Annotated in this window: 9 protein-coding genes and 2 tRNA genes; all 11 read right to left on the bottom strand. The window is 68.2% G+C overall.

All coding sequences use genetic code 11. The features are described 5' to 3' along the window. Positions 1-21: 21 nt before the first annotated feature. The gene (locus tag ACNJ7E_RS25955; protein WP_418341269.1) at positions 22-612 is read right to left on the bottom strand and encodes a chorismate mutase; all 591 of its coding nucleotides are present in this window, start codon (positions 610-612) and stop codon (positions 22-24) included. 19 nt (positions 613-631) lie between these two features. Beyond that, positions 632-1465 (bottom strand): siderophore-interacting protein, encoded by an 834-nt coding sequence (locus tag ACNJ7E_RS25950; RefSeq protein ID WP_280783087.1) that lies wholly within the window; start codon positions 1463-1465, stop codon positions 632-634. Between the two features lie 93 nt (positions 1466-1558). After that, a tRNA-Ala gene (locus ACNJ7E_RS25945) sits at positions 1559-1631 on the bottom strand. A gap of 120 nt (positions 1632-1751) precedes the next feature. Next, a tRNA-Ile gene (locus ACNJ7E_RS25940) sits at positions 1752-1825 on the bottom strand. Positions 1826-1956: 131 nt separating this feature from the next. Next, entirely contained in the window at positions 1957-3369 is a 1413-nt protein-coding gene (locus ACNJ7E_RS25935) for a DUF3566 domain-containing protein (protein ID WP_418341268.1), read from the bottom strand. Further along, on the bottom strand, positions 3369-5891 hold the full coding sequence (gene gyrA, locus ACNJ7E_RS25930) for a DNA gyrase subunit A (RefSeq protein WP_280783070.1): 2523 nt from the start codon (positions 5889-5891) through the stop codon (positions 3369-3371). Before gyrA ends, ACNJ7E_RS25935 begins: the two co-directional genes overlap by 1 nt. 151 nt (positions 5892-6042) lie before the next feature. Continuing rightward, positions 6043-6885, bottom strand: a complete 843-nt coding sequence (locus ACNJ7E_RS25925; protein ID WP_280783069.1) for an MHYT domain-containing protein — start codon at positions 6883-6885, stop codon at positions 6043-6045. A gap of 11 nt (positions 6886-6896) precedes the next feature. Further along, positions 6897-7448 carry a GTP-binding protein gene (locus ACNJ7E_RS25920; protein ID WP_005249094.1) on the bottom strand — a complete coding sequence of 184 codons (552 nt, stop codon included), beginning with the start codon at positions 7446-7448 and terminating at the stop codon, positions 6897-6899. Positions 7449-7461: 13 nt separating this feature from the next. After that, positions 7462-7836: a DUF742 domain-containing protein gene (locus ACNJ7E_RS25915; RefSeq protein ID WP_005249095.1), complete on the bottom strand. Its 375-nt coding sequence runs from the start codon at positions 7834-7836 to the stop codon at positions 7462-7464. A 7-nt stretch (positions 7837-7843) separates the two neighbouring features. After that, positions 7844-8260, bottom strand: coding sequence for a roadblock/LC7 domain-containing protein (locus tag ACNJ7E_RS25910; protein WP_005249096.1), 417 nt, complete (start codon positions 8258-8260; stop codon positions 7844-7846). Then, positions 8257-11091, bottom strand: a complete 2835-nt coding sequence (locus tag ACNJ7E_RS25905; protein ID WP_280783068.1) for a sensor histidine kinase — start codon at positions 11089-11091, stop codon at positions 8257-8259. Before ACNJ7E_RS25905 ends, ACNJ7E_RS25910 begins: the two co-directional genes overlap by 4 nt. Between the last annotated feature and the right edge of the window lie 294 nt (positions 11092-11385).

Below are 11385 nucleotides of genomic sequence, written 5' to 3'. Positions count from 1 at the left end.
GGACCATGTCAAAACGGCCAATCATTCGCGGACCGGCCCGCAGATCGACACGAGCGCGCGCGCCAGCGTGGCCTGATGCAGTGGGCCGAGACGCTGTTCGGCAGCCACCGCGACCGCCGCGTCCACGAGAGCGGGCACGCAGCCCGGACCGGCGAGCACGGCCTCCTGTGCCCGCAGCTGCAGCAGAATATCCGTGTTCTGGCGGTCGATCACCGGACGGACCTGCGTCAGGTCGGGCCGGACGGTCGGCGCCGCGCCGGGTGCGACGCTCCACCAGCCGAAGAGGGCGCGCTGCACCACCTTGTTGGCCTCGATCTGGTCCCGGAAGATCTGCTGCACCCGCCCCGCACTCAGACCCTCGTCGGCCGCCTGCGTGGCCACCGCACCCAGGACCTGGGCTTCGCGCGCGGGATCGTCGATCGGCGACGGCGTGCCCCACTTGGCCGCCGCCACCGCGTCTGCCGTGGCGAGGCGCAGCGAGACCGCCCGGGCGATCGGTTCCAGGGGACGGGTCTGCGCACCCGCGGGCACGGCACCGCCTACCGCCGACATCGCGAGCATCACCGCGGCTACGACCGCGCGGCGGGCGACTGCGGGCCGGACCGTGGTCATGGTGCGAGTGTAGGGCCGGTCAGTCGTCCAGCCCGGCGACTCCGCGTTTCCAGTACCCGGTGAACAGCGAATCCATCCGGTCCCGGCTCCACGCGCGCAGAGGCTTGATGTCATTCGCCTCGCCTGCCGCGAACAGGAAGCAGCGGCCGTCGGGCAGCGCGAGCGACTGCACCGTCGACGCCAGAGCGGACTCGCTGCCGTCGCGCACGAGCCACGTCACGTCCACGTTCTCGCGCACGGCCAGCGGGTAGCCGTGCTCGACGTCGTCATCGGTTTCGATCACCACGTGCGCCGAGACGTCGGCCGGGGACTCGTCGAGCCACCGCGCGACCGCCGGTAGTGCGGTGGAATCGACCGCGAACACGTAGTGGTCGAAGTTGTGGGCGAAGGCCTTGGCGCCGGGCGGTCCGGCGATGGTCACCTCGTCGCCGATCGCGACCGTCGTCGCCCAGGAGGACGCGAGCCCGCCGTCGTGCAGCACGAAGTCCAGGTCGAGTTCGCGGGCGTCGGCGTCGTAGCGGCGGACGGTGTATTTCCGCGTGGTCGGGAGCGGTCGCGGCCAGTCGAGCATCATCGCGTCGTTCACCACGGGCACGCGGCGGGTGCCGTCCGGATCGGGGAACACGATCTTGACGTGATCGTCGGCCTGATAGGTGTGGAATCCGTCGAGTCCGGGGCCGCCGATAGTCAGACGCACCATGCGGGGTGTGACGTACTCGCGTGCACGGACCGTGACCATGCGGACTCCGATCGGGTATCCGATTCGTGCGGTTCCCTCACCGTTGCGGTGGTGGGATGCGACGCGGCTGCGCGGGTCGAGGCGTTCACGGGCTCCGGGATCGAGTGCGGTCATGAAGTAAGGGTAACCTCACCCCGCTCTGGTCCGCACAGCAGTGTGCCCCGGACTCTTCCGAATCCGGGGCACACTGTTCTGTATTCGTACTTGTGGAGCCTAGGAGATTCGAACTCCTGACATCTGCCTTGCAAAGGCAGCGCTCTACCAACTGAGCTAAGGCCCCGTTACCTCGTGCCACACCTCGTTGCCGCGGAGCAACTTGGACAGTCCGATCGCCACCAGCACTCCGGCTCCTACAAACAGGAGGACCTTCATGCGAATGACCTTTCACCGGCACCAGGAGTGGGCCTAGGAGGACTTGAACCTCCGACCTCTTCGTTATCAGCGAAGCGCTCTAACCGCCTGAGCTATAGGCCCCTGAAGTCTGGAAACTCATCTCGCGCAGTTCCCTGAACCGAGTCGGAAGATTACCCCACCGGACCGGCAACTACCAAAACCGGTCCGGCGAGACGCTCTTTTCCCAGCTCAGCCCCCGTCGTTTTCCGCGTTCAGTCCCGGTCGGCGAGCGTCACTTCGACACCCCCGACGAGGTCGGAACACAGGTTATAGATGAAGGCGCCGATCGTCGCCAGCGCGGTGAACAGCACCATGTTCGCGAGACCGATGACGGCGGCGTATCCGAAGACCTGACCGGCCGTCACGAGCCCGTCAGAGCTCGACTCCGCGACGATATCGGTGAACGCGTTGTTCAGCCGGTCCCACACGCCCATCCCGTCCAGGACGATGTACAGCAGACCGACGGCCACCATCCACACGAAGAACAGCGACACCGAGATGACGGACGAGATCTTCAGCGTCGACCACGGATCGATCTTGCGGACCTGCACCGTCGCCCGGAGCGCCTCGCCCTCCTCGACCCGCTGCGGGGCCACGGCGATCTTCGGCTGCTGACCCGTGGCCGCCGGCCCCGGCAAGGGGTGCTTGGCCTCGGACAGGTCCGGCATGTCCTTGGGTAGCACGTCCCGGTTGATGTGCCGGGTGGGTCCGTCGATCGCGGACGCCTTCGCCTTCGCGGCCTCCCGCTGCGTCACGGCACCGGCCGCGGCTGCGCCGGATACCGCACCGACCGCTGCGGTGGCCGCGGTCGAGGACGGTGTGCGATCGGAACCCTGCTTGGGTGCGGGCTGGCCCTTCGCCGGCGCCGACGGGTTCTGTGCGGGCGCCTTCTGGGTGGGCACGGCCTGGGTGGGCGCACCCGCGTTCTGCGCGCCCTGGGGTCGCTGACCCTGCGCCTGGGGCTGCTGCGTCTTCTGCGTCGGAGCGGTCTGCGGCTTCTGGACGTCCTGGCCGCCGGGAGCCTTCGCTGCCGCGGCACCCGCCGCAGCCGCTGTGCCCGCGCCGTTGGACGCGTTCGGCTGACCCTCCGGGCGCGGAGCCTGCTTGGCACCGGACCCGCCCTGCACGGGCCGCTTCAGGTTGGTCTGCGGCTCCCGCTGCATTCCGCGCTGCCACGGCGGAGCCTGATTTCCCCGAATGGACTGCACACCCTCGGTGGGAGCACCACCCGCGGGAGCCCGGTTGCCGGGCGCCTGCTGCGGCGGGCCCTGATGCCCGGGAGCCTGCTGATTCGGAGCGTGACCCTGCTGCGGCGGCACGGACCGTCCCTGCGGGGTCTGCGTACGCGGACCCTGATGCTGGGGCGTCGACGGAGACCGGGCCGGATCGGCCGGAGCCCGCCGATCCGGTCTCGCGTCGGGAGCACCGCCCGGCCGGGCAGCCGGCCCCGCCTGAGCGGGACCACGACCGGCGGACGCCTGCGGCCCCTGCGGCGCGGAACCCTGCTGCGGGTTCGGTCGCGCCGACCCGTTCTCGGGAGTGCGGGAGGCCTGCTGCTCGGATTTCGCCTGATTGGCGGAACCCGGGTTCTGCCGGTCACTGCCTGGCTGGTTGGGAGTGCTCACTAGGACTCCTTAGCTCCTTTGCCGCTGCTCTCGGCGTTGTCGTCGGGTTCGTCGGGTTCGTCGGCATTGCGCGCGATCGCGAGCAGGGTGTCGCCTTCCCCGAGGTTCATCAAACGAACGCCCTTGGTCTGCCGACCGGCCTTGCGGACCTGCTTGGCGGCGGTGCGGATGACGCCACCGCCCGAGGTGATCGCGTAGAGCTCGTCGTCGTCGTTCACGATGAGCGCTCCGACCAGGGTGCCACGTTTCTTGTCGTATTGAATCGTGAGTACACCCTTTCCGCCGCGACCCTGGACCGGGTAATCCTCCATACCGGTGCGCTTCGAGTAGCCACCCGACGTCGCCACCAGCAGATAGGTGCCTTCGCGCACGACATTCAGCGACAGCAGTTCGTCGTCGCCGTTGAATCGCATGCCCTGGACACCGGACGTGGCGCGGCCCATCGGACGCAGCGCCTCGTCGGTGGCGGAGAAGCGGATCGACTGTCCCTGCGCGGAGACGAGCAGCAGGTCGTCGTCGGAGGAGCAGAGCACCGCGCCGACCAGTTCGTCCTCGCCGCGCAGGTTGATGGCGACGATGCCGCCGCTGCGGTTCGAGTCGAAATCGGTGAGCTTGGACTTCTTCACCAGACCGTTGCGGGTGGCGAGAACCAGGTAGGGGGCGTCCTCGTACGTCTTGATCTGGATGACGCTCTGGATGCGCTCGTCGGGCTGGAACGCGAGCAGGTTGGCCACGTGCTGTCCGCGGGCCGTGCGGCTCGCCTCCGGCAGCTCGTATGCCTTGGCCCGGTAGACGCGGCCCTTCGTGGTGAAGAACAGCAGCCAGTCGTGGGTGGAGCTGACGAAGAAGTGCGAGACGATGTCGTCCTGCTTCAGCCCGGCGCCCTGCACGCCCTTGCCGCCGCGCTTCTGCGAGCGGTACAGGTCGGTCTTGGTGCGCTTGGCGTAGCCGGTCTCGGTGATCGTGACGACGACGTCCTCGCGGGCGATCAGATCCTCGTCGGCCACGTCGCCGTCGGCGGCGATGATGCGGGTGCGGCGGTCGTCGCCGTGCTTGTCGACGATCTCCTTGAGCTCGTCGCGGACGATCCGGCGCTGACGCTCGGGCTTCTCGAGGATGTCCTTGAGGTCGGCGATCTCCAGCTCGATCTCGGCGAGTTCGTCGATGATCTTCTGACGCTCGAGGGCGGCGAGGCGACGCAGCTGCATCGCGAGGATCGCGTCGGCCTGGATCTCGTCGACGGTGAGGAGCTCGATCAGCCCGGCCCGCGCGATGTCGACGGTCTGCGACGCCCGGATCAGCGCGATGACCTCGTCGAGGGCGTCGAGGGCCTTCACCAGTCCGCGCAGGATGTGAGCGCGTTCCTCGGCCTTGCGGAGCAGGTACTCGGTGCGCCTGCGGATGACCTCGACCTGGTGGGCGACGTACAGCCGGATCATCTGGTCGAGGCGCAGGGTGCGCGGCACGCCGTCGACGATGGACAGCATGTTGCAGCCGAAGCTGGTCTGCAGCTGGGTGTGCTTGTACAGGTTGTTGAGCACGACCTTCGCGACCGCGTCACGCTTGACGGTCACGACGATGCGCATACCCGCGCGGTCCGAGGACTCGTCGTGGATGTCGGAGATGCCGGCGATCTTCGCGTCGCGCACCTGCTCGGCGATCGACGTGATCAGGTTGTCCGGGTTCACCTGGTACGGCAGCTCGGTGATGACGATCGTGGTGCGTCCCTTGGCGTCCTCCTCGATCTCCACCACACCGCGCATGCGGACCGAACCGCGTCCGGTGGTGTAGGCGTCGTGGATGCCCTGGCCGCCGACGATCAGGCCGTGCGTCGGGAAGTCGGGTCCCTTGACGCGTTCCATGACCGCGGTGAGGGTGGACTCCTCGTCGGCTTCCCAGTTCTCGAGCGCCCAGTAGATGGCTTCGGCGACCTCCCGCAGGTTGTGCGGCGGGATGTTGGTGGCCATACCGACGGCGATGCCGCCGGAACCATTGATCAACAGGTTGGGGATACGGCTGGGGAGAACTGACGGTTCCTGTGTACGACCGTCGTAGTTCGGGGTGAAATCGACCGTCTCGTGGTCGATCTCACGCAGCATTTCCATGGCCAGCGGAGTGAGCCGGCACTCGGTGTATCGCATCGCGGCGGCGCCGTCGTTGCCGCGGGAACCGAAGTTGCCCTGGCCGTCGACGAGCGGGTACCGCAGCGACCACGGCTGCGCCATGCGGACGAGCGTGTCGTAGATCGAGGCGTCACCGTGGGGGTGGTAGTTACCCATCGTCTCGGCGACCGGTCGCGCAGACTTCACATAACCGCGATCGGGCCGGTAACCGTTGTCGTACATCGCGTACAGAACGCGGCGGTGCACCGGCTTGAGGCCGTCGCGCACGTCGGGCAGCGCCCGGCCCACGATCACGCTCATCGCGTAATCGATGTAGCTGCTCTGCATCTCCTGCTGAATGTCGACGGGCTCGATGCGGTCGTGCCCCGGTCCCTCCGGCGGCAACGTTGTGTCAGTCATGAGCTCCTTCTTCTACTCGGCTTGACGTCTCCTCGCGGACTCGCGGTCCTGCACGACGTCGCGCAACCACCCGAGTCTATAGGTGCAGGTCAGCTGTGAGGGTGAAGGACTCGGGTGCACTCATGAATCGGTGCCGCAGGAGTCGTCCGATCTACTGGAGTTCGAGCTCCCGGCCCTGGGTTTCGGCGGCGAGGGATTCGGCGGCGAGCATGTCGGCCTCGAGTTCGAGCTCGGCGGCGACGCGGTCGGGCGCCATCAGCAGGGCGGTGATCGGGATCGTGACCACGAGCATGCCCAGCACGAAGACGGGGAACAGGATCGAGAACACCTCGAGCCCGTCCGGGCGCGCCACGGCCTGGTCGACGGTGACGCTCAGCCCGAACACCCCGGTGTAGTGCATGGCCACCAGTCCGGCCGCCACGACCACCGACGCCACGAGTCGCAGCGTGCGGGACTCGAGGGCCGAGATCGACCACATGATTCCGGCACCGACGACCAGGCCGATCACGGCCGACGCCGCCGTCAGCAGGATGTCGGATTCCACCGAACCCTGGATCTCGAGGGAGGCGACGATCGCGAGGTCCATTCCGGTGAAGCCGACGCCGAGGAGTACCGCACCGCCGGCGAGGCGGCCGATCTCCACCGATGCGCTCGGCAGCCGGTGTTTCGTGGGCGGCGGGCTGATGATCAGCAACGCCACCGCGGCGGCCGCGACGGGCACCACGAACGAGACCGCGATCCACAGGACGTCGTAGCGCACCACACTGCCGTAGACCTCGAATCCGACCATCGCGATGTAGTGCGGCAGCCAGGCGCCGATGCCGCCGATGGACAGCGCACCCCACGCCAGCCAGAGGTACCGCTGCCTCGGATTCGGCGCGGTCACCGCCTTGCGGGCGCTGGCGATACCGACGAAGACGCCGATGAACGCCGTGACCGCGGCGAGGGCGACGATCCACGTGCCCATGGAGAAGTGCTGCAAGTCGTCCGACATGTTTCGAATCCTCAGTACGCGGCCGTGTGGAGCTTGGTCAGTGCGTATTCGGTGATCGCGACCAGTGCGCGTTTCGCCGATTCCCGGTCACGCGCGTCGATCGGGATGATCGGCACGTCCTCGGAGATCGCGAGGGCCGCACGGATGTCCTCGATGGGGTAGCGCGGGGCGTCGTCGAATTCGTTGATCGCGACGAGGAACGGCAGCTGCCGGGCCTCGAAGAAGTCGACGGCCGCGAAACTCTCGTCCAGCCGGCGGGTGTCGATCAGGACGATCGCACCGATGGCACCGCGGATCAGGTCGTCCCACATGAACCAGAACCGGTGCTGACCGGGGGTTCCGAACAGGTACAGCACCAGGTCGTCGGCCAGGCTGATGCGACCGAAGTCCATGGCGACGGTGGTCGTGCCCTTCTGCGGTGTCGCAGCCAGGTTGTCGACGCCGTCGCTGGCGTTGGTCACGAGCGCCTCGGTGCGCAGCGGGACGATCTCGGAGACCGCCCCGACCAGCGTGGTCTTGCCGACGCCGAACCCGCCGGCGATCACGATCTTGGTCGAGGTCACCCGATTGCGGGGATCAGATTTCGCGAAGTCCACTGAGGACCCTTTCGATGAGTTCACGACGTTCGGAGTCGGTCGAGTCTTCCTTCAGCGTGGCCAGGATCTGCAGATGACCGGCCTCGACCAGGTCGGCGACCAGGACGCGTGCCACCCCGAGGGGAACGCCCACCCGGGCGGCGATCTCGGCTACCGAAGGCGACTGCTGACACAACGCGACGATCGCCGCGTTGACGTCGTCGAGTTCCCACTGCCGGTCCACCGACTGCGGCAGTGCCTGAATCAACGCTTCGAGCGCGAGTTCGACCGCAGGCCGGGTCCGGCCCGACGTCAGCGAGTACGGGCGCACGATGTTCGGGCCCGGCTGCTCCGAGTGGTGGTCGTTCATGGGCATGGGCTGGTCAGAGACCCTGCGGGGTGCGGGCCGTGGCCTGCACCGATGCGCCGACGCGGTCGACCAGGATCGCCATCTCGTAGCCGACCTGCCCGATGTCGCATTCGGCGTCCGTGAGGGTCGCGAGGTGCGAGCCGTCGCCGACGCTCATGAGCAGTAGGTACCCGTGCTGCATCTCGACCACCGACTGCAGCACTCCGCCGCCTTCGAACAACCGGGACACACCGGCCGACAGGCTGGCCAGCCCCGAGGTGACCGCGGCCAGCTGCTCGGCCCGGTCGATGGGGAGATGGGCGCTGGCTGCCATCAGGAGACCGTCCGCGGATACGAGCACGGCGTGGGAGACACCGGGCACGTCACTGGCGAAGTTCGACACCAACCAGTCGAGCGGTCGCGTGACGTCGGATCCATGAGCGGTGTTCATCGGTCTCCTTCAATGCTGTTACGTTCCGCGAGCCTCGTGGCCCTGCCGTTTCGGACGCCCTGCTGGTGACGACTGAGATTCGCGCGAATTGTCTCAGGGTCACGCACCCGGCGCAGTGTCCCCGTATTGTGCGCGCCTTCGACCGTGCCGGGCACCAGCCGGTCGCCGGGACGCCGCTTCGGCAGTCCGATCTCCGGGTCGACCTCGACGGGAGTCTCGCTGATCCGTTCCGCGGCCGACCATCCGGCGTCGCCGGCGGAATGCCAGACGCCGGGTGCGCCTTCGGCGCCGGTCGGATCGGTCAGCCAGTCGGACACCATGTCGGAGAAGATCGGGGTGCCGCCGCCGGGGCGCGGTGTGGCCTCGGACGGTGGCGGATCGATCCGCGACTGGAAGAACGACGCGGTCTTCGCCGAGTTGGTGCGGTAGCGGTGTCGCACCGGTGCCTGGTCGTCGCCGTTCGACGACGGGGGCGCCGGCTGCTCCGCGGTCCGCGCCTCGATGCGGTTCTCGCTGCGGGGTGCGTGCGGTGCGTGCTGCGGCTGCGATTGCGCCGGTGCCGTCTCCGTGGTCGTCGCCTGCGGCCGCCGCACGGGCAGCTTCGGCATCGCCCCGGATCCACGGACGTTCACGGTGTCCTGAGACTGCGCGGCCGGTGCCCCGGCCGACGATCCCGCGCCGGCCGCGATGCCACTGGCACCGGGCTGACGTCGGGGCAGGCTCGTGCCCGACGCCGTCGTCACCGCACCCGCAGGTGCCGGGCTCGGCGCGGGCGGAGGCGTGGACGGGGTGCGGGTCGGCAGTCCGTTGCGGGTTGCCGGCTGCTGTCCGTTGTCCTTGCGCGGTGCCGGGGCCGCGGGTGCCGGAATGGCGGTCCGGACCGGTGCCGCGGGGATCTTCCGTTGCGGTCCCGTGTCCTGCCGGGCGGCCTGCGACACGATCAGCGCATTCGGGATGTGAATGCTCACGGTCACGCCCGGGTTGCGGGCGGTGTCGAACGTCGACCGCAGGCGCACGGTCAGGCCGTGACGCTTCGCGAGCCGGCTCACGACGAACAGACCCATGTGGCGGGCGGTCTCGGGACCGACCTCACCACCCGATGCCAGCCGCTCGTTGACGGCGCGCATGTCGTCGGCCGGGATACCGATACCGCGGTCCGCGATCTCGAGCAGCACCCCGCCGTCCACGGCGCGAGCGAAACTGAACGTCACGACCGTGTCGGGCGGCGAAGCGCGCAGCGAGTTGTCGACGAGTTCGGCGAGCAGGTGCACGACGTCCGTGACGACGGTGCCGCTGAGCGCGCCCTCGGGGGTTGCACCCATCTGCACACGCTGGTAGTCCTCGACCTCGGAGATCGCGGCACGCAGCACGTCGCCGAGCGGGATCGGCGCCGCCTGCGAACGACGCACGCGGGTGCCGGCCAGAATCAGCAGGTTCTCACCGTTCCGGCGCATACGCGCGGCCAGGTGGTCGAGCCGGAACAGGCTCTCGAGTCGCTTCGGATCCTTCTCCTCGAACTCGAGATTCTCGATCAGGCCGAGCTGCTGGTCGACGAGCGACTTGCTTCGGCGCGCGAGCGTTTCGAACATGTCGTTGATCTGCAGGCGCAGTTGTGCCTGCTCACCGGCGAGCTTGAGTGCCTGCCCGTGGATGTCGTCCACGGCGCGGGCGAGCTGGCCGATCTCCTCGGAGGAGTGCACGGCCACCGGCTCGAACGACAGTGCCCGCGGATCGTCACTGGCCTTGATCTGCTCGATCGCCTCCGGAAGGTCGCGGCGGGCGGCCTTCAGCGCGCCGTACCGCAGGCGGCGGATCGGACCGATCAGCGACCGCGACACGAGGAGCGCGAGGACGAGCGCCGCGAGCAGGGTTCCGAGGACGATCGCCGTGTCACGCAGCGCGGCGGACCGGGTCTCGGCCGCGCGGACCTGCACGGTGGACGCGATGTCCTTCGCCGCTTCGCTGGTCAGGTCCTGGTAGACGTCACGGCTCGCGATGAGCGAGGAGCGCAGCTGCAGGATGGGCAGCATCCCGCCGCGCGCCGCGTCCGCCAGGCCCTGGTCGATGAGGGCGTTGCGGTCGTTGATGTTGTTTCGCAGCGTCTCGAGACGGGGATCCCCCTTCGGGTAGTACCGGTCGAGGACGTCGAGGAGGCTCGATTCGGCGCCGGCGGCCGCGACGACGGCCGAGGTGGGGATGTCGCCCGTGCGGGCCTTCTCCCGTCCGTCGGGACCGGCATAGACGTCCTTCACGATCACGAGGCCCATGGCCTGTTCGAACAGACGACGCTGCGCCTGCCACGCGTTGGTCAGCTGGTAGCCCTTGTCGACGACTTCGCTGTCTTCGATGGGACGGACGATGTCGTCCACTTCGCGGATGAAGTCCGCGGCGAACGCGCGCTGGCGTTCCGCGAGCAGGTCGGTGGCGACACCTGGGGAATCCATCAGATTCAGGAGGGCGCGGCCGTCCGAGACGGTCTGGTTGATGGAACTCGCGACGGCGGGATCCAGTTCGGGGTTCCGGGCCTGTTCGGACACATCGTTCATCAGGGCTTCCGCGTCCTCGCGGTCCTGCTTGGTGAGGGTGCCCGAGGCGTAACCACTGGTCACCGTACCCATCGAGGCCTCGAGGGCCACGATGTCCGGGACGACGACGATCTGGTCGGCCGCCTCGGTGAAGTGGACGGCGTTACTCAGCTCGCCCTGCACACGGAGCCCGCCGAGCACCATGGCGACGGTGACGGGAACTGCGAGAACCGCGGTGACCTTCCACCGCAGGCCCCAGCCCTCGATATCCCAGAACTTTGCCCGGGGCGGCGAATCGTCGCTCATCCCACGCTTCCTTTCCAACCACTCATAGCTTGTCGCTCTGTGCTCGTGACCGCGCCTGCGGCGGGACAGTCGTACCGGTCCGGACGACACGCGTCGACAGAGGAAAGTGATCGATCAGTTGCGCTGTGCGCAGCGCTGCCCGACGCACCGATTTCCGAATGTAACGAGTTCATCACATCCCCATGGGGAACGTTCTTACCACAGAAATTCCCCGATCCTTACTTCCAAGTAACATGCGCACCACCGATCCCAGACGTTGCCGTCGCGGGGTGGATCAGCGGACCAGGCTACACA

Source organism: Rhodococcus mengyinensis, assembly GCF_048381435.1.
GTDB lineage: Bacteria > Actinomycetota > Actinomycetes > Mycobacteriales > Mycobacteriaceae > Rhodococcus_F > Rhodococcus_F opacus_D.
The sequence above is the reverse complement of the archived record's forward strand: the minus strand, read 5'-3'. Positions and strand labels throughout refer to the sequence as shown.